The sequence below is a fragment of the Streptomyces sp. NK15101 genome (genome assembly GCF_020400725.1).
GTDB lineage: Bacteria > Actinomycetota > Actinomycetes > Streptomycetales > Streptomycetaceae > Streptomyces.
In genome coordinates this window covers 18,799-41,271 of record NZ_JAINVG010000070.1, presented here as the reverse complement: position 1 = coordinate 41,271, position 22,473 = coordinate 18,799, and the positions used below count along the sequence as shown (strand labels likewise).

The following is a 22,473-nucleotide window of genomic DNA, read 5'->3' as shown; positions in this document are numbered from 1 at the left end:
CGTCAGGCGCTTGGCCAGCTCGGAGGTCGGGGCGTTCCAGGAGACGGCGGTGAACGCCTTCTTCTCGGCCGACTCGTAGGACTGCGGGCCGGCGCCGTCGCCGCGCAGGGTGACGATCGTGTTGCCGTTGCGGTCCACGACCGCGACCGACACGCGCTGGTTCTCCGCCTCGGCGGCGTCCAGGGTCGCCTGCGCGGCCTTCGTGGCCGCCTCGATCGTCAGGTGCGTGGAGCGCGTCGTGTTCTTGTTCCTGGCGTCCGCCTCGGCGGTGGCGGCGGCCGGCGCGGCCGCCGTGTCCTCGCCGGTGGCGCTCGCGGAGTAGGCCCCGAAGCCGCCGAGGGCGAGGGCGGCGACGATCGCGCCACCGGTCACGACACGGGTGCGCGAGGAGGCCTTCTTCACGTGCTTCATGGGGATCTGCTCCAGTGGACTCGGGGAACCGCGGGGCCGTCGGGAAGCCGTGGCCCGCTCTGTCTCCCATCCTGGTGCCGTGCCCCGCCGCCGCCCGTCGTCGTCCCGGCTGCACCCGGCCGCCCGGGTGGTGGACCCCGGGGTCGACCGATCGGTTGACCCGGGCGGGGAGAAGGCCCCGCGCGGGACGGCGGCGCGGGGGAGGGCGGCACCGGGCTCGGCCACGGGGGGTCCCGGGTGGCGGCGTCGGGCAGGACGGTGGCCGGCGCGGTGCGCCGGACGATCCCGGTGAGCACTGGACGTGAAGGAGGCCGCCGACCCCACCGTCATCGCCCATGGCGGCAAGTACCTTCCGGAAAAGGCCTTCTGACGTTCATTCAGGCAGAAGCGTGGTCGGAGCCGCGCCCGGGGGGCCTGCCCCCGGCGTCGGGGCGGCCCCGGCCGCCGGACGGCTCGGCGAAGAGGCCGGGCCCTCCCTCCCGGTCCGCGGCTCGGCCTCCGCTTCCGGGGGCGGCGCACACGGTTCTATGGTGGGCGGCGCAGATCGCGCGGACCGCGCGGTCCTCCGCGGGCACGCGCCCGATCCGGCGGCCATCCCGGCGGCAGGGTCGCACCCGCACGACACGAACGAGGAGTTCCATGGACATCGCCGGCTCCGCCGCTCTCGTCACCGGCGCCGCTTCCGGCCTCGGCGCCGCCACCGCCGCCGCGCTCGCCGCACGCGGCGCCACCGTCTACGGCCTGGACCTGGACAAGGCCGTGGCCGCCGCCGGGCCGATGCCCGAGGGCGTCCGGCTGCTCGCCGCTGACGTCACCGACGAGGAGCAGGTCCGCGAGGCGCTCGCCGCGATCGACGCCGACGGCGCCGAACTGCGGCTCGCCGTGAACTGCGCGGGCATCGCCCCCTCCGCCCGCATCCTGGGCCGCAAGGGACCGCACGACCTCGACCTGTTCCGTACGGTGCTCAACGTCAACCTGCTCGGCACCTTCAACGTGATGCGGCTCGCCGCCGAGGCCATCGCCCGCCACGAGCCCGACGAGCACGGGCAGCGCGGCCTCGTCGTGAACACCGCGTCCATCGCCGCCTTCGAGGGGCAGGTCGGCCAGATCGCGTACGCCGCCTCCAAGGCGGGCGTCGCCGGGATGACCGTCACCGCCGCGCGTGACCTGGCGCAGTTCGGCATCCGGGTCGTCACCATCGCCCCCGGCATCGTCGACACCCCGATGATGGCCGGCTTCGGCGAGGACGTCCGGGCCGGTCTCGCCGCGAGCGTCACCTTCCCGCAGCGCCTCGCGCGCCCGGAGGAGTACGCCCGGCTGGTGACGATGATCGCCGAGCACGACTACCTCAACGGCGAGACGATCCGCATGGACGGCGCCCTCCGCATGAGCGCCCGCTGAGGTCCTGACCGGCCGGGGGCTCGGGGACCGGCCGCACGGTGCCGGCCGGTGGGGGCTGCCCGGGGGCTTGCACGCCCCCCCGGGCAGCCCCGCAAGGCCGTTGCGGCCCCCGCGAAGCCGCCGCGGCCCGAAGGCCTGCGGGCCCGTCGGGGTGCCTCCTGGGCCTCCGTACCCCCAGGACAGCACTCGGTGCCGGATTCTTCCGGTACCGAGTGCCGCAGGAGGTCCGTCCGGGTGTTAGGTTCGGGCCATGGGAACAGCCTCGACGAACTCCACGAAGCCCGCGATGCGGGACTCCCTCATCGCCGCGGCCTTCCAGCTCTTCCTGGAGCGGGGCTACGAGCAGACCACCGTCGACGACATCGTCACGCTCGCGGGCGTCGGCCGGCGGTCCTTCTTCCGGTACTTCCCCTCGAAGGAGGACGTGGTCTTCCCCGACCACGAGCAGTGCCTCGCCGACATGACCCGCTTCCTCGCCGCGAGCGCCGACTCCGACGACCCGGTCGTCCGGGTCTGCGACGCCGCCCGCCTCGTCATGCGGATGTACGCCGAGAACCCCACCTTCTCCGTGCAGCGCTACCGGCTCACCCGCGAGGTGGCCGGACTGCGCACGTACGAGCTGTCGGTGGTCTGGCGGTACGAGAAGACCCTCGGCGACTACCTGCGCACCCGCTGGGCCGACCGCAGGGACGGCACCCTGCGCGCCAACGTCGTCGCTGCGGCCGTGGTCGCCGCCCACAACCACGCCCTGCGGCACTGGCTGCGCTCGGGCGGCGAGGGCGACCCGCTGGCGGAGGTCGACGGGGCCCTGGAGTTCGTCCGCGCCACCTGGGCCACCGGCGGCCAGGCGGCGGACGCGCCGGCCGAGGAGACCGAGGACGTCGTGGTGGTGATCACCAAGCGCTCCACCCCCATGTGGCGCGTGGTGCGCGAGGTGGAGTCGAGCCTCGGCGAGGGCTGAGGGGTCACCGGGGGGTCTCCGGGGGGTCACCGAATGGCCTCAGGGTTCTCGGTATCTCGAATTGAGGGAACTCAGGTCTTTATTTGGTGGCACTCAGTGCCATATCTTTGCTCCATGCACGGTCGAGCCGCCGAGTGCAAGGAGAAGGCATCGTGTTCCACACGGGAATGAGGAGCGGGACCGCCGTCCAGGCCGAGGAGTCGGCCCCTGAGTCCGAGCTGTACTTCCAGCGCTGCCGCTGGTGCCACACCACGACGTTCCAGCGTCTGCTCTGCCCGACCTGCGGGTCGACCGACCTGGCGCCCGAACTCAGCGGGGGCGAGGGCGTGATATCCGTACGCCGCGGGGTCGCGGCCGCCGACGCCGACCTCTGGCCGGTCCACATGACGGAGGGTTTCGTCGTCCGCTGCCGCGTCGACGGACCGCTGCACGCGGTGCGCCCCGGGGTCCGGGTCAAGCTCTCCGGCACCGCCTCCGCCGGGCGCAGGCCGGTCGTCCGGCTCTGCGAGGAGGTCCCCCTCGACGGCTGGTACTGAGCCGCCGGACACGGACGTGAAGAAGGGGTGGGTGGCACAGAGTGCCACCCACCCCTTCTTCACTTCATGCTTTTCTTCGCCCGGGAGATCGGTGCACCGATCCCGTCCGTCACGGGATCGGCGCACCGAACGCGTCCGTCACGGGATCAGCGCGCGCCGATCTCGTCCGTGAGCTGGGGGAGCACCTCGAAGAGGTCGCCGACCACGCCGTAGTCGACCAGGTCGAAGATCGGGGCCTCGGGGTCCTTGTTGACCGCGACGATGGTCTTCGAGGTCTGCATGCCGGCCCGGTGCTGGATCGCGCCGGAGATGCCCGCCGCCACGTACAGCTGCGGCGAGACCTGCTTGCCGGTCTGGCCGACCTGGTTGGCGTGCGGGTACCAGCCGGCGTCCACCGCGGCCCGGGAGGCGCCGACGGCCGCGCCGAGCGAGTCGGCCAGCTTCTCCACGACGGCGAAGCCCTCGGCCGCGCCGACGCCGCGGCCGCCGGAGACCACGATCGCGGACTCGGTCAGCTCGGGGCGGCCGGTGGAGACGCGCGGGGTGCGCGAGACGACCCGGGCGGCGTTGCCGGTGAAGGCGACCGTGACGTTCTCCACCGTGCCGGCGGCCGGGGCGGCCTGGGGGGCGGCGGAGTTCGGCTTGACGGTGATGACCGGCACGCCGTGCGAGACGGTGGACCTCACCTGGTACGAGGCGGCGAAGACGGACTGCGTGGCGACCGGGCCCTTGTCTCCGGCCTCCAGCTCCACGGCGTCGGTGATCAGGCCGGAGCCCAGGCGCAGCGCGACGCGGGCGGCGATCTCCTTGCCCTCGCCGGAGGAGGTCACCAGGACGGCGGCCACCTCCCTCTCCTTCGCGATCTGGGTGAGCGCGTCGACCTTGGGGACCACGAGCCGCTCGGTGAACTCGGCGCCGTCCGCGACGTACACGGTGGCCGCGCCGTACTCGCCGGCGGTGGCGGCGATCGGATCGGCTGACGTCGTCGGCCGATCCGAACGCCGCCACAGGCGCTCGTCGCCCGCGGTCACTCGCCGGCGGCCTCGGCAGCGACGCCCTCCGTATCGGAACGAACAGCCCTGCCAGGTGGATCAGGGGGGCGGTTCGTCCCGTCCGAGCGTCCGGCGCGAGTCAGGAGGTCGTCGGGTCGGAGCCGGCCCGTGTCCGGTCGGCGCCGCGGTGGCGGCGTTCGGCCACCGCCGGAAGGTCGCCTCCGACCGCCCTCGCACGACCGCGGAGAGGGTCTGCCCCAGCCGCCTAGGCGTCGTCCGCCGCCGTCGCGTGTCACGCGAGGGTGAGGAAGAGCTTCTCCAACTCCTGCTCGCTCATGGGGGGCGCGCCCTCCTCGCTCTCGGCGAGGCACTGGCGCATGCCGCTCGCGACGATCTTGAAGCCGGCCCGGTCCAGGGCGCGGGAGACGGCCGCGAGCTGGGTGACGACGTCCTTGCAGTCACGGCCCGCTTCGATCATGGCGATGACTCCCGCGAGCTGCCCCTGCGCCCGTCGCAGCCGGTTGAGGACCGCGGTCGCCGCCTCTTCTTCCACCTTCACCGGGCTCCTCCTTCTCACCGACCGTCGACTCGAGAATACCCCTGTGGGTATAACGTCAGGAGTGTGCGGCCGATTCCCGGGAGCCCGCCCGGGGCACTTCCGCGGCACCCGTCGTCGTCACACGTGTGAGGGCCCTCGGGGCGGCGAACCCGCCCCGAGGGCCCCGCACGGACGTGGTGCGTGTCAGCCGGCCGGTGTCAGGGCCACCTCCGCGCTGCCCGAGAGGGACGGCAGTCCCGCCGGGGGCGTGTCCTTGTACGAGGCGTTGAAGACGGCCTTCAGGTTGTCCGAGCCGGCGTGGCCGCCGTCCACGAACGTCCGGAACGAGCCCGAGCAGCCGGTGCTCGACGACAGCGGGTGCCCGTGCGAGTCGTGGCCGAGGATGAACGAGACGGTGACCTTCGAGCAGTCGACCGGCTGGTCGTCGGTGATGTCGACCTTCCAGGTGACCGTGTCGCCCCAGTGGAACGCGGTGCCCCCGTGCGGAGCGGGGTCGGTGGTGAGGGAGACGACCGGCGCCTTGTTGCCGACGACGACCTGGACGGCGGTGGAGGCCGAGCGCCCGGTGCTGTCGGTGACCTTCAGGGTGGCTTCGAAGACGCCGTTCGTCGTGAACGTGTGCGTGGGGTCGGCCTGGGTGGAGTCCACGGTGCCGTCGGCGTCGAAGTCCCACGCGTAGCGGAGCGCGTCCCCGTCGGCGTCCGTCGTGCCGGCGGCGGAGAAGCGTACGGTCAGCGGATTCACGCCGTTGACCACGTCCGCGGCGGCCTTGGGCTCGGGCGTGCGGTTACCCCGGACGTAGTCGATGCGGGAGAGCTGGGCCTCGGGCAGTTCCGCGAAGTAGCCGGTGCCGTACTCCAGGACGTAGAGCGCGCCGTCGGGGCCGAACTCGGCGTCGATCGGTCCGTCCGTCCGGATGCCGGGGACGGCGTCGTCGATGGCGAGCACCTCGTTGCGCTTGCCGAGGGTGAGGGCCTTCATCTGGTCGCGGGTCCACTCGTAGAAGAGCGGCTTGCCGTCGAAGGAGGCGGGCCAGCGGTTCTCGGCGGTGTTGTGCTTGTCGTACCGGTAGGCCGGGCCGCCCATGGGGCCGATGCCGCCCGTGCCGAGCTGCGGGAACTCCGCGGAGGCACCGTACCCGTAGACGATCTCGGCGTCCGTGACCGGTGGCAGCTCGGTCAGGCCGGTGTTGTGGCGCGAGTCGTTGACCGGAGCGGAGCAGTCGAAGGCTCCGGCGGACTTCTGGGTGGCGAAGTCGTAGTCCTGGTAAGGCTGGTCGCGGGTCACGCAGAACGGCCAGCCGTAGTTGGCGGGACGGTCGATGACCATCCAGCGGCCCTGCCCGGCGGGGCCCCGGTCCGGGCGGGCGGTGCGGGCGTCGGGCGAGTAGTCGCCGACGTAGACCTCACCGGTCCGCTTGTCCACCCCGAAGCGGAAGGGATTGCGCAGGCCCATGGCGTAGATCTCGGGGCGGGTCTTCGGTGTGCCGGGCGCGAAGAGGTTGCCGTCGGGGATCACGTAGCCGCCGTGGCGCTTGACCTTGATGCGGAGCACCTTGCCGCGCAGGTCGTCGGTGTTGCCCGAGGTGCGGCGGGCGTCGTAGACGGGGTTGCGGTCGGGGCGGTCGTCGATCGGGGCGTAGCCGTCCGAGGAGAAGGGGTTGGAGTCGTCGCCGGTCGACAGGAACAGGTTGCCCCGGTGGTCGAAGTCGATCTTGCCGCCGACGTGGCAGCAGATGCCGCGGTCGGCGGGGATGTCGATGATCTTCTGCTCGGAGCCGTAGTCCAGCGTGTTCCCCGTGAGCTTGAACCGGGAGAGCCGGGTGTAGCCCTTGTACGGGGCGAAGTCCGCGGGCGTGCCGGTCTGCGGGGCGTCGCCCTCGTTGACGCCCGGGGTGGCCGGGTCGTCCATGGGGGTGTCGAGGCGGGGCGAGTAGTAGAGGTAGACCCAGTGGTTCCTGGCGAAGTCGGGGTCGACGGCGATGCCCTGGACGCCTTCCTCGTCGTGCTGGTAGAGCCCGGCGGGGCTCTTCTTCATGTCGGCGGCGAGGAAGTTCACGCCGCTCTTCGGGTCGTGGATGCGGATCTCGCCGGTGCGCGCGGTGTGCAGGACGCGCAGGTCGGGCAGGACGGCGAGGGCCATGGGCTCGCCCGGCCGGTCGTTGAGGGTGACCTTCTGGAAGGCCGGCGCGGCCGGTGGGGCCGCGTCCGGTGCGGTGGTGGCCTGGACGGGGGCCAGGGGCAGCAGCCCGATGGCGCCGGCCAGCGCCGCCGTGCCCAGGAGGGTGACGATCCGTCTGTTGCGCACGCGGAACTCCTTCGCTACTGGTTCGGGGCGGTGCGTCGTGGTCAGCGGTGGGCGCGGAGGGCGGCGAGGTTGTCGTAGCCGATGCGGGCGTACTCCAGCGACTGCCCGGGGACGGTGGCGCTCGGGGCGGTGTCCTGCTCGACCATCGGGTGGTGGCGGTTCTTCGCACCGACCCGGGTGAAGAACCGGCGGTAGTCGATGTCGCCGGTGCCGAACGGCACCATGTCGTAGCCCATGCCGCTCTGCGGATTGATCACGCCGTCCTTGGCGTGGAAGAGCGGGAAGCGGGGCGTGTGGCGGGCCACGAGCCCGGCCGGGTCGAAGACCTGCTCGTGCCGGGTGCCGTCGTGGGCGGTGTAGGTGTGGAACTTGTACTGGGCCACGTGGGCCCAGAAGACGTCCAGCTCCAGGTAGACGCTTCCGGGGTCGCTGATCCGCAGGAAGTACTCCAGCTTCCGGATGCCGGAGCTGCGGGTCGGCCGGCCCTGGGCGTCGAGCGGGCCGCCGTCGAGGAGGAAGTCGTAGGCGCTGTCGTGGTTGTGGGTGTAGAGCTTGATCCCTTCCCGGGCGGCGAGGGCGCCCAGGGTGTTCCACTTGTCGGCGGCGACGTCCCAGTCGGCGCGGTAGGGGCTGCCGGTCGGGTCGCCGCCGGTGCCCATGTGCTCCATGCCGAGGATGTTCGCGATCTCCAGGGCCCGGCGGAACGCGTCCAGGTCGGCGGGGGTGAGCGGCCAGGAGCCCGGGATGAAGCCGTGGCTGCCCTGGGCGCGCAGCCCGTACTCGTCGAGCCAGGAGCGCATCAGCCGCGCGCCCTCGACGGTGCCGAGGTCCGCGCCGCCGGGGGCGTTGGCGTGCTGGCGGTACCCGGCGAACTCCACCTGCCGGTAGCCGTACCGGGCCAGCTGCCGGAACACCTCGCGGAAACCGGACGGCAGGTCGGAGGCGAGCGGGTCGCGTGCCACCGCGTCCCGGACGGTGTAGAGGATCAGTCCGCGCTTGTCCGGCGGGACGAGGGCGGAGCGGCCGTGGTCGTCGGCCGTCTCGGGCTCGGTCTGCGCCAGGGCGGGCGAGGAGCCGAAGACGGGGGCGGCGATCGCCACGGCCGCGGCGGCCGTGCAGGTGCTGAGGAAGCGGCGGCGGCTGACACCGAGCGTGCGGCGCAGCTCGTCGCCGGAGGTGGTCTCTTCGGGGGACGTGGCCATGGCGTTCTCGCTTTCGTCGTGACGGGGGTACGGGTGGTGACGGGGGTACGGGTGCGTCCCGGGCGCCGGAAAGCTCGGGGCCGGACGGCGGAGCAGCCCGGCAGAGGGCGCGGCGGTACGGGGAGCGGCGCGGCGGGTCAGGCGAGGCCGGCGAGCCGCAGGAGGAGCGGCTTCACCTCGGTGGCCGCGGTGCGGCCGGGCAGGGCGCCGGGGGCGGAGCAGAGGATGAGCGGGCCGTCCGCGTCGCTCGCGGGCAGCCGGCCGTGGCTGCCGCGGACGGGTGAGGGGTCCAGGGGCACGACCGCCACGCGGTAGCGCAGGCCGGCCTTCTTGCGGGCCACGGCGGCCGCGGCCTTGAGCCGTACGTAGGGGTCCTGGGGGTCCATGAACAGTTCGGCCGGGTCGTAGCCGGGTTTGCGGTGGATCTCGACGAGCCGGGCGAAGTCGGGGGCGCGCGCGTCGTCCAGCCAGTAGTAGTACGTGAACCAGGCGTCGGGTTCGGCGACGGCGACCAGCTCGCCGGAGCGGGGGTGGTCCAGGCCATGTGCCTTCTTTCCCTCGTCGTCGAGGAGTCGCTCGACGCCGGGCAGGTCCTGGAGGGCCGTGCGGGTGGCCGCGAGGTCCTCGGGGCGGCGGACGTAGACGTGGGCGAGTTGGTGATCGGCGACGGCGAAGGCCCGGGAGGCCATCGGGTCGAGGTACTCCATGCCGTCCTGGGTGTGGACGTCGAGGAGTCCGGCGCGCCGCAGGGCGCGGTTGATGTCGACGGGACGGCTGACGCGGGTGATCCCGTACTCGGACAGGGCGACGACCGTGCGGCCCTCGGCGCGGGCGTCGTCGAGCAACGGCCCGATGACAGCGTCGAGTTCGGCGGCCGCGCGAAGCGAGCGCGGGTCGTCGGGGCCGTACCGCTGGAGGTCGTAGTCGAGATGCGGGAGGTAGCAGAGCGTCAGGTCCGGGCGGCGGGTGCGCATGATGTGGCGGGTGGCGTCCGCGATCCACCGGCTGGAGGCGAGGGAGGCGCCCGGCCCCCAGAACCGGAAGAGGGGGAACGTGCCGAACTCCGCGGTGAGTTCGTCGTGGAGGGCCGGGGGGCGGGTGTAGCAGTCGGGTTCCTTGCGCCCGTCGGCGTAGTAGACGGGACGGGGGGTGACGGTGATGTCGGTGTCGGCGCCCATCGCGTACCACCAGCAGATGTTGGCGACGGTGTAGCCGGGGTGGGCGCGGCGGGCGGCGTCCCAGATCTTGTCGCCGGCGACCAGTCCGTTGTGCTGGCGCCACAGCAGGACGTCGCCGAGTTCGCGGAAGTACCAGCCGTTGCCGACGATGCCGTGCCCGGCGGGCGGGGTGCCGGTGAGGAAGGTGGACTGGGCGGTGCAGGTGACGGCGGGCAGCACGGTGGACAGGGGAGCCCGCGAGCCGGAGTCGGCGAGGGCGCGGAGGCGGGGCATGTGGTCGAGGAGCCGGGGGGTGAGGCCGACGACGTCGAGGACGAGGAGGGGGGTCGGGCGCCCGTCGGCCGGGGGCTTCGCGTCGGTCATGGGAGTTCCTTCACGGGAGTTCCTTCAGGCCGAGGCCGGTGAGCAGGTCGCGAGCGAGGGTGAGTTCGGCGGCGATGCCGTCGGCGAGGTGGCCGCGGGTGCGGGGCCGCGCTCCGCGCGGGAGGGCCTGCCAGGTGTACGTCTCGACCTCCAGGTGGCGGGTGCGGGGGTGGGCGCCGCCGACCAGATGGGTCAGGGCGTCCTCGAGGACGGGGAGCGTGGAGGTGAGCGGCGGGGCGGGCGGGACGTGCAGGGGGACGTGGAAGTGGGCGCGCCAGGGGGCCGTGTCGGGCAGGGTGTCCCCCGCGAGCGCTTCGGGCAGGTCGTCGGTGCCGCGGAGCCCCGCGGCGGTGGCCGTGCGGGTCTGGTGCAGGAAGCGCGGTTCGGCGAAGGCGGCGAGCGCGGCGCGTACGTCGGGCCGGTGGGGGTGTTCGGCGTGCAGGGCGGTGGAGAGCTGGGCCTTGGGGACGCGGATGCCGGCGGCGTCGAGTGCGGCGAGCGCCGTGGCCGGGTCCTCGAAGCAGGTCGCGAGGTGGCAGGTGTCGACGCAGACGCCGACGCGGTCGCCGGACAGGCCGGTGAGCGCTCCGACGGCGTCGGTGGTGGTCTCCACCACGCAGCCCGGTTCGGGTTCGAGGGCGATGCGGACGGACTTGCCGGTCAGCTCCTCCAGTGCGTCGAGCCGTTCCGTCAGGGTGGTGAGTGCGGCTCGGGCGGTGGCGGCGGCGCGCTCGTCGAAGCCGGTGCGCCAGGCGAGCGGCAGGGTGGAGACGCTTCCCTCGGCGACGTCGTCGGGGAGCAGGGCGGCGAGGAGGCGGGCGAGGTCGGTGGTGTGGGCGAGGCGCTCCGGCTCGGTCCAGTCGGGGCGGTAGACGCGGTGTTTGACCGCCTCGGCGCCGAAGCCCTCGTAGGGGAAGCCGTTGAGGGTGACGACCTCGAGGCCGCGGCGGTCCAGCTCGGTCTGGAGCCCGCGCAGCGCCACCGGGTCGTCGACCAGGGCGTGGGCGGCTTCCTTGGCGAGCCAGAGGCCGATGCCGAGCCGGTCGCGGCCGAGGCGTCGGCGCACCGGCTCGCAGTGGTCGCGGAGCTGGGCGAGGACGCCGTCGAGGGTCTCGGCGGGGTGGACGTTGGTGCAGTAGGAGAGGTGGACGAGGGTGCCGTCCGGGTGGCGGAAGCGCACGGGTCCCTCCTCATTCCCCGCCGCGCAGCACGGAGTTGCCCTCGTGCAGGGCGTCCGGGGCGGGGACGTCGAGCTGGAGCCGGCCGCTGAGTCCGTAGAAGGCGACGGGGTTGCGCCACAGGACCCGGTCGACGTCGTCGTCGGTGAAGTCGGCGGCGAGCATGGCGTCGGCGACCTCGCGGGTCTTCAGCGGATCGCTCCTGCCCCAGTCGGCCGCCGAGTTGACGAGGATCCTCTCGGTGCCGAAGGTCCGCAGGATGGTCACCATGCGGTCCGTGTCCATCTTGGTGTCGGGATAGACGGAGAAGCCGAGCCAGCAGCCGCTGTCCGCGGCGGCGGCGACGGTCGTCTCGTTGAGGTGGTCCAGGAGGGTCCGCTCGACGGGCAGGGCCGACTCGCGGACGACGTCGAGGGTGCGGTGGAGTCCGGCGAGCTTGTCCCGGTGCGGGGTGTGGACGAGGGCGGGCAGGCCGTGGTCGGCGGCGAGCTGGAGCTGGGCGGCGAGTGCGGTGTCCTCGGCGGGTGTCATCGCGTCGTAGCCGATCTCGCCGACGGCGACGACGGAGTCCTTGACGAGGTAGCGGGGCAGCTCGTCGAGGACGGGCGTGCAGCGCGGGTCGTTGGCCTCCTTGGGGTTGAGCGCGATCGTGCAGTGGTGGGCGATGCCGTACTGGGCGGCACGGAACGGCTCCCAGCCGAGCAGCGCGTCGAAGTAGTCGAGGAAACTGGCGGGAGAGGTGCGCGGCTGGCCGAGCCAGAAGGCCGGTTCGACCACGGCGCGGACGCCCGCCGCGTACATCGCCTCGTAGTCGTCGGTGGTGCGCGACGTCATGTGGATGTGCGGGTCGAAGATGCGCATCACGGCTCCTCGGTCGGTACGCCGGTCAGGGTCAGGGCGTGGCGGAGGTCGCGGGGGACCTCCCGGCCCGCCGCGGTGCGTTCGGCGGCGTGGGCGGCGAGCATGCGGGCGAGTTCCGCGTCGCCCGCGGCCCGCCGCGCCAGGTCCGTCACGGCGCTCAGCGGGACGCCGGTGAAGAGGCACTTCAGGACGGCGTGCCGCCAGGCGTGCGGGGCCAGGTGGGCCGCGGCGTAGGGGCCGACGGCGGCGGCGATCAGCCGGGTGTCGTGCGTGCGCAGGGCGTCGTCCACGAGGGGCGTGGCCTGGGGGCCGTCGACGAGGGAGGGCAGGGCGTGGAGCACCGCGCGGCGCTCGGCGGCACTGCCTTCCCGGTAGAGGCGGGTCAGCGTCTCCGTACCGGGCCGGGCCTCGATCAGCAGCAGGGCCCGTACGGCGTCCGCGGCGTCCCTGCCGCAGTGCCGGCCGGCGGTGACGAAGTGCAGCTGCCAGGCGGGACGCGCCGGGTGGGGCGCGGGCGGTGCCTGTGCTGCTGACGCCGCACGGACGGGGTCGGCGGCGGGTGGCGCCTGTGGTGCCGTCGCAGCTCGGGTGGCGTCGGCGAGGGCCTCGGCGAACCAGGCGCGGGCGTGGTCGTCGGGCAGCCGGGCCTCGATGTCCGCGCGGGTCCGGGGCGGTGGTGGCGTCAGCATGCCGGCGCTCCCTTCGCGGCGGTCGCGGCCGCGTCGCGCAGGAACGCGGCCGATTCCGCGGCCAGTCGCGGGCCGGCGTGCGAGTGGCGGGGCAGTTCGACGACGGTGAGGCCCTGGTAACCGGTGGCCGCGAGGGCGTCGAGGACGGGCGGAAAGTCGATCTCGCCCTCGCCGAACGGCAGGTGCTCGTGCACACCGCGCCGCATGTCCTCGATCTGCACGTGGCGCAGCCAGGGTGCCGCAGCGCGGACGCACGCGGCGGGCGGCGCCGCTTCCAGGCACTGGCAGTGGCCGATGTCGAGGGTGAGGCCGAGGGGCGCGGGGTCGCCGAGTGCGACACGCAGCCGGTGGAAGTCGTCGAGGGTGGCGAGGAGGTGTCCCGGTTCGGGTTCGATCGCGAGCGGCACGCCCGCGTCGGCGGCGGCGTCGAGCACGGGCGCCAGCGCCTCCGTCAGGCGCCGCCACGCCGTGGCGTCGTCGGTGCCCGGCGGGGTGACGCCGCTGAAGCAGTGCACGGCGTGCGCCCCGAGGTCCGCCGCGACCCCGACCGCCGTGAGCAGCAGGCGGACCCGGGCGGCACGGTTCCGCGGGTCGGCGTCGAGCAGCGAGGGGCCGTGCTTGCGGCGAGGGTCGAGCACGTACCGGGCCCCGGTCTCGACGGTCGCGGTGAGTCCGAGCGCGCCGAGCCGGCGGGCGACCCGGGCGGTACGGGCGGCGAGGCCGGGCGCGATCGGGTCCAGGTGCATGTGGTCGAGCGTGAGCCCGACGCCGTCGTAGCCCAGGTCCGCGAGCAGCCCGAGGGCGTCGTCGAGACGGAGGTCGGTGAGGCCGTTGGTGCCGTACCCGAGGCGGAGTCCCTGCCGTGCGCTCATGTGGCGCTCACCTTCTCTGCGAGGGCGCGGGCGAGGGGGGCGAGCCCCAGCACGCCGATCCCGGTGCCGGTCGCCCCGGCTCGGGCCGCGAGCGCGGCCTGGAGCGGGATCATGGCGCGGATCCCGCCGCCGACGGCGCGCCGGGTGAGGGCCGGGGAGGGGTTGAGCGCGGCGTGGAGCAGGGGCACGGCGGTGGTGCCGACGTACAGGGCGGCGGGCAGCAGTGGTACGAGCGCCGCCGCGCCGCCCGGCTTCCGGAGCGCCCGGAGGGCGGTGACGGCCCCGAGCGCGGACGTCGCGGCGAGGGCCCCGAGCGGGGCGAGCGTCGAGCCACCCTGCGCCTCGTGCCGGGACACGGCGGTGACGGCGTACGTATGGACCGCGAGCGCGCCCGCGGGCGCCGCGACCCGGAGTCCGGTACGGGTCGCCGCACCGCGCCGCGCGACCGGGGCGGGTGTGACGGGGCCGGGGGGACGTCGGACCGGCACCGTGGCGGCGGTCCGTCCCGGTGCGGGGCCCGTGGCCGTCGCGCCCAGGACGAGGTCGAGGGCGCGGGCGGTGGCCATGGCGGCGGGGGCGGCGGGCGTGTGCTTGAGGCGGAGGTCGTAGGCCCACACCGTGCCGGCCAGGGCGGCGGCCGCGGTGAGGGCCGGGCGGCCGGCGCGGGAGGCGAGGGCGAGGCCGGCGGCGGTCAGGAGGCCGGCCGCGCCCAGTGCCGCGGCCGGAGCGATCCGACCGGAGGGCAGGGGGCGGTGGGGACGGTCGACGGCGTCCTCCTCGCGGTCGGCCCAGTCGTTGAGCGCCATGCCCGCCTCGTACAGGCAGAGCGACGCGCCGACCGCGTAGGCCGTCCCCCGGCCGGGCCGCAGGCCGACGGCCGCGGCGCCGGCGAGCGCGTCCCCGGGCACGCTGAACAGCGCGGAGACGCGGAGCAGTTCGGCCCAGGCCCGGATCCGGCCGCCGCCCGGTGCGAGGCCGGGCTCGGGCGCGGGCACCGGCAGGGAGCCGACGGCCGGCGCGGGGCCGGACGGGGGTGCGGACTCGGGGCCGGACGGGGGCGCGGACTCGGGGCCGGACACGGGTGCGACCGTACGGCCGCGTCCCTCTTCGGGCTCGGGCCCGCTCCGCTCGGCGCGGTCCGGGCGGCCGGGGTGCGTCACTTCGCCTCCCGCAGTCGGTCGGCGAAGTCCAGCAGCCCGGCGAACTGTTCCGCGAGGCCGGCGGGCCCGCCGTCCGGGTCCTTGAAGTAGAAGCCGAGTTCCGGGAGCGGCCCGGAGATCCCGGCTTCGTGGGCGCGGGCGACCAGGCGGGCCAGGTCGAGGACGAGGGGCGCGGCGAGTGCGGAGTCGCAGCCCTGCCAGATGGTCTGGAGGATCATCCGCGATCCGAGGAAGCCCTCGAAGGCGATGTGGTCCCAGGCCGTCTTCCAGTCGCCGAGCACGGGGACGTCGTCGATGTGGACCTGGCCCTCCGGCCGGTGGCCGAGCGTCTCCGTGAGGACGCGCTCCTTGCCGGCGTTCTTCGCCGCGGCGGCGGCGGGGTCGGCCAGCGTCGCCCCGTCTCCCCCGCCCAACAGGTTGGTGCCGGACCAGGCCCGTACGTCCAGGGCCCGCTGGACGAACATCGGGGCGAGCACGGAGCGCAGCAGCGTCTGGCCGGTCTTGCCGTCGCGGCCCGCGTGGGGCAGTCCGGCGGCGGTCGCGGCGACCGAGAGGTCCGGGGTGCGCAGCCCGGTGGACGGGGTGAAGTCGACGTACGGGCAGCCGGCCCGCAGGGCCGCGGCGGCGTAGAGGGAGCTGGGCGGCAGGCGTTCGGCGTCGGGCGCGGGCGGCGGCTCCGTGCAGGAGACGTTGACGACGACCACGCGTGCCAGTGCGTGGCGGCGGCGGAAGGACACGAGGTCGGCGGCGAGGTCGGCGATGAGTTCGGTGTCGGTGCGGGGGTCGTCCGGGAGGGGGCCGCCGGTGCGTATCTCCTCGTCGGCGGCGGCGAGTTCGGCGTGGACGGCGGCGGCGGTCCCGTGCGGGAGCACGCCAGCGCCGGTGAGCTGCTCGGCGCGCTTGGGGAGCGGGCAGGACGCGATGTCGTGGCCGCCGAAGACGAGCGCGGCCAGGGGCGGCAGTCCGGTGCCGGCGAACGCGGGCGTCTCGGTGACCATGCCGGTCGCCGGGTGGAGTCCGGCGCGGACGGCGGCGCATCCGGCGACGGCCGTGGTCGCCACGGAGCCGCGTGCTCCGGCGAACCAGACTCCGGTGCGTGCGTGGGTGTCAGTCACGGGCTGCCTCCTTGCCAGGTCGTTGGGTGCGTGGGGTGGAGGGCTGGGGATGGGGTGCGGCGCCTCCGCGGTGCGGGCGGCGGGCGGCGCGGGCCGCCCGGCGGTGAGGTACGAGGGGCGGGGGCACTGCACGGGGCGGGGCGGGGCAATGCGCGGGGCGGGGCGGGGCGGGGGCAATGCGCGGGGTGGGGCCCTCGCTCGGCCCCGGCGGGTTCGGGTGGGACGGGCCGAGGAAAACGGGGTGGTCGCTCCCGGGCCGGCCGTGCGGTGGGGCGAGGGGACGTGGTGGTGGTGATGTGAGGGGACCGTAGCCGCGTTCGTCCGTGACCGAAAGCCCTTGCGCAGCAGATCCGTCGAACTTTCTCCTGCATCAGGACAAAGCCGTGCGCGGGCAGGCCGGACCGCCCGGTGGCGCCCTCGCCACCGGGCCTGACCGGGAGGTCCTACCGGTCGCCGCCGGAGAACGCCGCGTCGAACGAGGCGGCCGGCGGGTCGAAGTCGAACCGCTTCAGATGGGCCAGCGCCTCGGGCGCGCCGGTGAGCCGGTCCATCCCGGCGTCCTCCCACTCGACGGACACGGGGCCCTGGTAGCCGATGGACCGCAGCATGCGGAAGACGTCCTCCCAGGGCACGTCCCCGTGTCCGGCGGAGACGAAGTCCCAGCCCCGCCTCGGATCGCCCCACGGCAGGTGGGAGCCGAGGCGACCGTTGCGCCCGTCGAGGCGCTTGCGCGCCTCCTTGCAGTCGACGTGGTAGATCCGGTCCCGGAAGTCGTAGAGGAAGCCGACGGGGTCGAGGTCCTGCCAGACGAAGTGGCTGGGGTCGAAGTTGAGCCCGAAGGCCGGCCGGTGGTCCACCGCCTCCAGGGCGCGGCGCGTCGTCCAGTAGTCGTAGGCGATCTCCCCTGGGTGGACCTCGTGGGCGAAGCGGACCCCCTCGGCGTCGAAGACGTCGAGGACGGGGTTCCACCGCTCGGCGAAGTCCTCGTACCCGCGCTCGACCATGCGCTCCGGCACGGGCGGGAACATGGCCCCCAGGTGCCAGATGGAGGAGCCGGTGAAGCCGACGACGGTGTCGACGCCGAAGGCGGCCGCGGCGCGCGCGGTGTCCCCCATCTCGGCTGCGGCCCGTCGCCGCACGGCCTCGGGTTCGCCGTCGCCCCAGATCCGGGCCGGCAGGATGCCCTGGTGCCGCTCGTCGATCGGGTGGTCGCAGACCGCCTGGCCCACCAGGTGGTTGGAGATCGCCCGGCACGTGAGGCCGTACTTGTCGAGCAGGGCGTGCCGGCCCGCCAGGTACGACGGGTCGGCGAGGGCCTTGTCGACCTCGAAGTGGTCGCCCCAGCAGGCGAGTTCGAGGCCGTCGTAGCCGAAGTCGCGGGCGAGCCGGCAGACCTCCTCCAGCGGCAGGTCGGCCCACTGGCCGGTGAAGAGCGTGAACGGACGCGGCATGAAGCCTCCAAACGGTGTGCGGGCGGTCTCTAGCGGACCTCGGCCGGCACTTCCTGGACGGGTGTGTAGACGGCGTTCTTCCGGGCGCTCTCCTCGACCGCGGCGAGCACCCGCTGCACCCGCAGCCCGTCGGCGAAGGACGGCGACGGGTCGGTGCCGGCGCCGATCGCGGCGACCAGGTCGCGGGCCTGGTGGGTGAAGGTGTGTTCGTAGCCGAGGGTGTGGCCGGGCGGCCACCACGCCTCCAGATACGGGTGCTCGGCCTCGGTGACGAGGATCCGCCGGAAGCCCGCGGTGGCGGCGGGCTCGCGGTGGTCGTGGAAGGAGAGCTCGTTGAGCCGCTCCAGGTCGAAGGCGAGGGAGCCCCGCTCCCCGTTGATCTCCAGCCGGAGCTGGTTCTTGCGGCCGGAGGCCATCCGGCTCGCCTCGAAGGCGGCGAGCGCCCCCGAGGCGAGCCGTCCGGTGAAGACGGCCGCGTCGTCGACGGTCACCGGCCCGCGCGGGGCGCCGGTGGCGGCCGGCCCGGACGGCGCGGCCAGGCCGGCCGCGGCGGCGGTGAGCCGGGGCCGTTCCCGTACGAAGGTCTCCGTCTGGGCGGAGACCCCGACGACGGGCTCTCCCGCCAGGTACTGCGCGAGGTCGACGATGTGCGCCCCGAGGTCGCCCAGTGCCCCCGACCCGGCGTGCTCGCGCTCCAGCCGCCAGGTCAGCGGGAAGTCGGGATCGACCAGCCAGTCCTGGAGGTAGCTCACCCGGACGTGGCGCAGGGTGCCGAGCCGGCCCTCGGCGATGAGGCGGCGGGCGTACGAGAGGGCGGGAACGCGCCGGTAGTTGAAGCCGACCATCGCCACCTGACCGCGGGCGCGGGCGGCCTCGGCGGCGGCGGCCATGGCCTCGGCCTCGGCCACCGAGTTCGCGAGCGGCTTCTCGCACAGGACGTGCTTGCCGGCCTCCAGCGCCGCGATCGCGATCTCCGCATGGCTGTCCCCCGGGGTGCAGATGTCGACGAGCTGCACGTCGTCCCGGGCGATCAGGGTCCGCCAGTCCGTCTCCGCCGCCGCCCAGCCGTGCCGCTGGGCGGCGGCCCGGACGGCGCCCGCGTCCCGGCCCGCGATCGCCGCGAGGACGGGCCGCAGCGGCAGGTCGAACACACGGCTCACGTTGCGCCAGCCCTGTGAGTGCGCGGCGCCCATGAACGCGTACCCCACCATGCCGACGCCGATTCCGGGCGGCGCGGTCGCGTCACTGTCCCGCTGTTCCATACGGTTCCTCCTGGTCGGAGAGTCACTGACTCGTCGGTGTGCTGCGAGGCCGGGCGTCCCCCCGGAAGCCCGGGTCCGGTCAGTTGAAGCCGGTGGGCAGGTAGTCGTCGACGTTCTCCTTGGTGACGACGGCGGAGTAGAGCGTCAGCGAGGACGGGATCTCCAGCTCCGCCAGACCGCCCACGCCCTTGCCCTGGCCGAGCGCGCGGGCCAGGTCGATGGCGGACGCGGCCATGGTCGGCGGGTAGAGGACGGTGGCCTTGAGGACGCCGGTACCGGCCTTGATGGCGTCCATCGCGGACCTGGCCCCGGCGCCGCCGACCATCAGGAAGTCGTCACGGCCGGCCTGCGCGATGGCACGGAGCGCGCCGACGCCCTGGTCGTCGTCGTGGTTCCACAGCGCGTCGAAAGCGGGCTGCGCCTGGAGGAGCTGGGCCATCTTGGCCTGGCCGGACTCGACGGTGAAGTCGGCGGCCTGGCGGGCGACCTTGGTGATGTTGGGGTAGTTCTTCAGGGCGTCGTCGAAGCCCTGGGTGCGCTGCCGGGTGAGTTCGAGGTTGTCGAGGCCGGCGAGTTCGACGACCTTGGCGTTCGGCTTGTCCTTGAGCTGCTCGCCGATGTACGTGCCGGCGTTGAGTCCCATGCCGTAGTTGTCGCCGCCGATCCAGCAGCGGTACGCCTGCGGGGAGGCGAAGACGCGGTCCAGGTTGACGACGGGGATACCGGCCCGCATCGCCTGGAGACCGACCTGGGTGAGCGCCTTGCCGTCGGCGGGCAGGATGACGAGGACGTCGACCTTCTTGTTGATGAGGGTCTGCACCTGACCGATCTGGGCGGCGGTGTCGTTGGAGCCCTCGGTGATCTCCAGGGTGACGTCGGAGTACTTCGCGGCGCGGGACTTGGCGTTCTGGTTGATGGCGTTGAGCCAGCCGTGGTCGGCCTGGGGGCCGGCGAAGCCGATGGTGACGGGCTTGCCGGGCTTCTCGTCGGCGGCCGGGGTGTTGCCGGCCGGCTGTTCCCGCTGCTTGGGCTCGTTGCTGGTGCAGGCGGTCAGCAGGGCTCCGGCGGAGACGGCGGCGCTGCCGAACAGAAGTCCTCTGCGGCTGGGGGCGGTTCGGGGCATGGCGGATCAACCCTTCGGCTGGGCAGGTCGGATCGGGGCGAGGAGGGGCGCGGGAAGGCGGGTCAGGCGTCGCCACCGCGCAGGGTGCGGCGCTGGACGAGGACGGCGGCCACGATGATCGCGCCCTTGGCGATCTGCTGGACCGCCGTCTCCAGGTTGTTGAGGGCGAAGATGTTGGTGATGGTCGTGAAGATCAGGACGCCGAGGACGGAGCCGACGATGGTGCCGCGTCCGCCGCTGAGGAGGGTGCCGCCGATGATGGCGGCGGCGATGGCGTCGAGTTCGTACAGGTTGCCATTGGTGTTCTGGCCGGATCCGGCGAGGACGATGAGCATGAACGCGGCGATCCCGCAGCACAGGCCGGACAACAGGTACAGGTAGAGGCGCTGCCGGCGCACGTCGATGCCGGCGAGCCGGGCCGCTTCCGCGTTGCCGCCGACGGCGACGGTGCGGCGGCCGAACGTGGTCCGGTTGAGCAGCAGCCATCCGATGACGGTCACGGCGGCGAAGACGAGGACGAGCGGCGGGACGCCCAGGACGTAGGCGTCCTTGACGCCGAGGTCGAGGACGTCGGTCACGGTCACCATCTGGGTCCTGCCGTCCGTGATCTGGAGGGCGAGACCCCGGGCGGAGGCCAGCATGGCCAGGGTGGCGATGAACGGCACCATGCCGCCGTACGCGATCAGCAGCCCGTTCACGAGACCGCAGCCGACGCCGACGAGCACCGCGGTGAAGAGGATGCCCGCGAAACCGAACTCCTGGGTGGCCACGGTCGTCGCCCACACGGACGCGAGGGCCACGATCGCACCGACCGACAGGTCGATGCCGCCGCTGGTGATGACGAACGTCATGCCGACGGTGACGACGCCGATGACCGACGCCTGGGTCAGGACGAGTTGGAGGTTGCTGGTGGCGAGGAAGGAGTCCGGCTGGGTGATGCCGCCGACGGCGACGAGGGCGACGAGGACGCCGAGCAGCGACATGCTGCGCACGTCCCACCGCATCAGCGCCGGTCGGTGGGCCCCCTTCCCGCCGGTGTCGGAGGTGGCGGACGACGGCGCGTCCTTCCGTGCGGCGGAGGCCTGCTGCGTCATGGCGTCGGGTTCCCTTCCATCACGAGATCGAGTACGCGGTGCTCGTCGAGCTCCCGGGCCTGCGCCGTGTGCACGACGGAGCCTTCGCGGAGCACCAGCACGCGGTCGGCGAGCCCGAGGACCTCGGGAACCTCGCTGGAGACGAGCAGTACCGCCAGTCCTTCGTCGGCCAGCCGGCGTATCACGGTGTAGAGCTCCGCCCGGGCGCCGATGTCGACGCCCCGGGTCGGCTCGTCCAGCAGCAGCACCTTGCAGCCGCGCAGCAGCCAGCGCGCGAGCACGGCCTTCTGCTGGTTGCCGCCGGACAGCGTCCTGATCGCCGCGTCCGGGTCGTCGGGCCGCAGCGACAGCTCGCGCACCGCCCGGTGCGCGGCGGCACGCTCGGCACGCCGGTCGAGCCAGCCCGCGCGGGAGTAGCGGGAGAGGGTGGAGACCGAGACGTTGCTGCCGACCGACTCCAGCATCAGCAGGGCCTGCGCCTTGCGTTCCTCGGGGGCCAGTCCGATCCCGGCCCGGACGGCGGCGCGGACGCTGCCCGGGCGCAGCGGGACGCCGTCGACGAGGACACGGCCCGCGTCCGGCCTGCGCGCCCCGTAGATCGTCTCCAGGATCTCGCTGCGGCCGGAGCCGACCAGTCCGGCGAGGCCGACGATCTCCCCGGGCCGCAGTTCGAGGTCGAGGGGGGCGAACTCGCCGCCACGGGTGAGGCCCTCGACCCTGAGGACGGGGTCCCGGGCAGCGGCGGCGCCGTCGGTTCCGCCGGGGCGGTCGGGGAAGACGTGCTCGACGGTGCGGCCGGTCATGAGGGCGACGATGTCGCGGGTCGGGGTGGTGTCCGCCGGCAGGCCGCCGGCGACGGAGCGGCCGTCCTTCAGGACCGTGACCCGGTCACCGATGCGGCGGATCTCCTCCAGCCGGTGGGAGATGTACACGACGGCGACGCCGTCGGCGGTGAGTTCGGCGACGATCCGGAAGAGGTTGTCGACCTCGTCGGGGTCGAGCGCGGCGGACGGCTCGTCCATGACGATGAGCCGCACCTCGTGGGAGAGGGCACGGGCCATGGAGACGATCTGCTGCTGGGCGGCGGACAGCTCGCCGACGAGCCGGGCCGGGTCGATCTCCGGGTGCCCGAGGCGCTCGAGGAGACGTCCGGCGGCCGCGCGGGCCCGGGCACCGCGCACGACGAACCCGGCGGAGGTCGGCTCGTTCCCGAGGAACACGTTCTCGGCGACGGACAGCCCGCCGACCAGGTCCAGCTCCTGGTAGATGGTGGCGATCCCCAGCCGCATGGCCGCGATCGGAGAGGTCAGGGAGACCGGCTCGCCGCCCCAGGTGATCTCACCGTCGTCGGGCTGGTGAGCTCCGGCGAGGACCTTGATGAGGGTCGACTTGCCGGCGCCGTTCTGGCCGAGGAGGCAGTGGACCTCGCCGGCCTGGACTTCGAGGTCCACGCCGTCCAGGGCGCGGACACCGGGGAACGACTTGGTGATGCGGTTCATCGTGAGCAGCGGTGGGCGTGATGCCATCGGGATCCCCTCGGCGGATACGGCCGTGAGCGGGCAGGGCGAAGCGGGACACGGTGAGCGGCGTGAGATGAGAGGGAACGGGCGAAGGACTCAGGGCCCCGAGGCCTTGGACGTGCCGGCGCGTGCGGGGTGAGCGGGCATGGCTGAGAGCCACGGGACCGTTGCGTGGTGCGGGGCGTGGTGGTGCGGTGAGTCGGGGGCGCGGCGTGCGGAGGTGCGGCGACGCCGCTTG

19 protein-coding genes and 1 pseudogene are annotated in these 22,473 nt (G+C 73.8%); 3 read left to right on the top strand and 17 right to left on the bottom strand.

Annotated elements, in window-relative coordinates:
- Positions 1–402 (bottom strand): heme-binding protein (locus K7G60_RS29040; protein ID WP_225803933.1); only part of this gene is annotated, 402 nt, incomplete at its 3' end.
- Between the two features lie 648 nt (positions 403–1,050).
- Between K7G60_RS29040 and K7G60_RS29035 the strand changes: the two genes are divergently transcribed.
- The 3 genes from K7G60_RS29035 to K7G60_RS29025 all read left to right on the top strand — a co-directional run bounded on the left by K7G60_RS29035 (position 1,051) and on the right by K7G60_RS29025 (position 3,309).
- Positions 1,051–1,812, top strand: a complete 762-nt coding sequence (locus tag K7G60_RS29035) for an SDR family NAD(P)-dependent oxidoreductase (protein WP_225803931.1) — start codon at positions 1,051–1,053, stop codon at positions 1,810–1,812.
- A gap of 250 nt (positions 1,813–2,062) precedes the next feature.
- A complete protein-coding gene (locus K7G60_RS29030) occupies positions 2,063–2,773 on the top strand; it encodes a TetR family transcriptional regulator (protein ID WP_225803930.1) in 711 nt (236 codons plus the stop codon).
- Between the two features lie 152 nt (positions 2,774–2,925).
- Positions 2,926–3,309, top strand: a complete 384-nt coding sequence (locus K7G60_RS29025) for a zinc ribbon domain-containing protein (protein WP_225803929.1) — start codon at positions 2,926–2,928, stop codon at positions 3,307–3,309.
- Between the two features lie 146 nt (positions 3,310–3,455).
- Here the strand turns inward: K7G60_RS29025 and K7G60_RS29020 are convergent.
- The 16 genes and pseudogenes from K7G60_RS29020 to K7G60_RS28945 all read right to left on the bottom strand — a co-directional run.
- Positions 3,456–4,289, bottom strand: a pseudogene (locus tag K7G60_RS29020) (electron transfer flavoprotein subunit alpha/FixB family protein); the annotation flags it as partial.
- A 304-nt stretch (positions 4,290–4,593) separates the two neighbouring features.
- Positions 4,594–4,860 (bottom strand): metal-sensitive transcriptional regulator, encoded by a 267-nt coding sequence (locus tag K7G60_RS29015; RefSeq protein WP_031004254.1) that lies wholly within the window; start codon positions 4,858–4,860, stop codon positions 4,594–4,596.
- Positions 4,861–5,043: 183 nt separating this feature from the next.
- On the bottom strand, positions 5,044–7,167 hold the full coding sequence (locus tag K7G60_RS29010; RefSeq protein ID WP_225803928.1) for a PQQ-dependent sugar dehydrogenase: 2,124 nt from the start codon (positions 7,165–7,167) through the stop codon (positions 5,044–5,046).
- Positions 7,168–7,208: 41 nt separating this feature from the next.
- Complete coding sequence (locus tag K7G60_RS29005; protein WP_225803927.1) at positions 7,209–8,369, bottom strand: sugar phosphate isomerase/epimerase; 1,161 nt, start codon at positions 8,367–8,369, stop codon at positions 7,209–7,211.
- 137 nt (positions 8,370–8,506) lie between these two features.
- Positions 8,507–9,910: a nucleotide pyrophosphatase/phosphodiesterase family protein gene (locus K7G60_RS29000; protein WP_225803926.1), complete on the bottom strand. Its 1,404-nt coding sequence runs from the start codon at positions 9,908–9,910 to the stop codon at positions 8,507–8,509.
- A 10-nt stretch (positions 9,911–9,920) separates the two neighbouring features.
- Complete coding sequence (gene eboE / locus K7G60_RS28995; protein WP_225803925.1) at positions 9,921–11,090, bottom strand: metabolite traffic protein EboE; 1,170 nt, start codon at positions 11,088–11,090, stop codon at positions 9,921–9,923.
- 10 nt (positions 11,091–11,100) lie between these two features.
- A complete protein-coding gene (locus K7G60_RS28990) occupies positions 11,101–11,949 on the bottom strand; it encodes a TatD family hydrolase (RefSeq protein ID WP_225803924.1) in 849 nt (282 codons plus the stop codon).
- Entirely contained in the window at positions 11,949–12,638 is a 690-nt protein-coding gene (locus K7G60_RS28985; RefSeq protein ID WP_225803923.1) for an EboA domain-containing protein, read from the bottom strand. Before K7G60_RS28985 ends, K7G60_RS28990 begins: the two co-directional genes overlap by 1 nt.
- Positions 12,632–13,510, bottom strand: coding sequence for a sugar phosphate isomerase/epimerase (locus K7G60_RS28980; protein ID WP_225803922.1), 879 nt, complete (start codon positions 13,508–13,510; stop codon positions 12,632–12,634). The genes K7G60_RS28985 and K7G60_RS28980 overlap by 7 nt, the downstream gene beginning before the upstream one ends.
- Positions 13,507–14,589 (bottom strand): SCO3242 family prenyltransferase, encoded by a 1,083-nt coding sequence (locus K7G60_RS28975; RefSeq protein ID WP_374115704.1) that lies wholly within the window; start codon positions 14,587–14,589, stop codon positions 13,507–13,509. The genes K7G60_RS28980 and K7G60_RS28975 overlap by 4 nt, the downstream gene beginning before the upstream one ends.
- A gap of 77 nt (positions 14,590–14,666) precedes the next feature.
- Entirely contained in the window at positions 14,667–15,785 is a 1,119-nt protein-coding gene (locus K7G60_RS28970) for an inositol-3-phosphate synthase (protein ID WP_225803921.1), read from the bottom strand.
- Between the two features lie 443 nt (positions 15,786–16,228).
- Complete coding sequence (locus K7G60_RS28965) at positions 16,229–17,236, bottom strand: sugar phosphate isomerase/epimerase (protein WP_225803920.1); 1,008 nt, start codon at positions 17,234–17,236, stop codon at positions 16,229–16,231.
- 29 nt (positions 17,237–17,265) lie between these two features.
- Complete coding sequence (locus K7G60_RS28960; RefSeq protein WP_225803919.1) at positions 17,266–18,498, bottom strand: Gfo/Idh/MocA family protein; 1,233 nt, start codon at positions 18,496–18,498, stop codon at positions 17,266–17,268.
- Positions 18,499–18,577: 79 nt separating this feature from the next.
- Positions 18,578–19,621, bottom strand: coding sequence for a substrate-binding domain-containing protein (locus K7G60_RS28955; protein WP_225803918.1), 1,044 nt, complete (start codon positions 19,619–19,621; stop codon positions 18,578–18,580).
- Between the two features lie 62 nt (positions 19,622–19,683).
- Positions 19,684–20,715: an ABC transporter permease gene (locus K7G60_RS28950; protein WP_225803917.1), complete on the bottom strand. Its 1,032-nt coding sequence runs from the start codon at positions 20,713–20,715 to the stop codon at positions 19,684–19,686.
- Positions 20,712–22,241, bottom strand: a complete 1,530-nt coding sequence (locus K7G60_RS28945) for a sugar ABC transporter ATP-binding protein (protein WP_225803916.1) — start codon at positions 22,239–22,241, stop codon at positions 20,712–20,714. Before K7G60_RS28945 ends, K7G60_RS28950 begins: the two co-directional genes overlap by 4 nt.
- Positions 22,242–22,473: the final 232 nt, after the last annotated feature.

Excerpts from the sequence above, each read along its gene's own strand:
- K7G60_RS29005 (WP_225803927.1), bottom strand. The coding sequence starts at position 8,369 with ATGGCCACGTCCCCCGAAGAGACCACCTCCGGCGACGAGCTGCGCCGC.
- K7G60_RS28945 (WP_225803916.1), bottom strand. The coding sequence starts at position 22,241 with ATGGCATCACGCCCACCGCTGCTCACGATGAACCGCATCACCAAGTCG.
- K7G60_RS28980 (WP_225803922.1), bottom strand. The coding sequence starts at position 13,510 with ATGAGCGCACGGCAGGGACTCCGCCTCGGGTACGGCACCAACGGCCTC.
- K7G60_RS28960 (WP_225803919.1), bottom strand. The coding sequence starts at position 18,498 with ATGGAACAGCGGGACAGTGACGCGACCGCGCCGCCCGGAATCGGCGTC.
- K7G60_RS28965 (WP_225803920.1), bottom strand. The coding sequence starts at position 17,236 with ATGCCGCGTCCGTTCACGCTCTTCACCGGCCAGTGGGCCGACCTGCCG.
- K7G60_RS28990 (WP_225803924.1), bottom strand. The coding sequence starts at position 11,949 with ATGCGCATCTTCGACCCGCACATCCACATGACGTCGCGCACCACCGAC.
- K7G60_RS28955 (WP_225803918.1), bottom strand. The coding sequence starts at position 19,621 with ATGCCCCGAACCGCCCCCAGCCGCAGAGGACTTCTGTTCGGCAGCGCC.
- K7G60_RS28950 (WP_225803917.1), bottom strand. The coding sequence starts at position 20,715 with ATGACGCAGCAGGCCTCCGCCGCACGGAAGGACGCGCCGTCGTCCGCC.
- K7G60_RS29000 (WP_225803926.1), bottom strand. The coding sequence starts at position 9,910 with ATGACCGACGCGAAGCCCCCGGCCGACGGGCGCCCGACCCCCCTCCTC.
- K7G60_RS29035 (WP_225803931.1), top strand. The coding sequence starts at position 1,051 with ATGGACATCGCCGGCTCCGCCGCTCTCGTCACCGGCGCCGCTTCCGGC.
- K7G60_RS28985 (WP_225803923.1), bottom strand. The coding sequence starts at position 12,638 with ATGCTGACGCCACCACCGCCCCGGACCCGCGCGGACATCGAGGCCCGG.
- K7G60_RS29030 (WP_225803930.1), top strand. The coding sequence starts at position 2,063 with ATGGGAACAGCCTCGACGAACTCCACGAAGCCCGCGATGCGGGACTCC.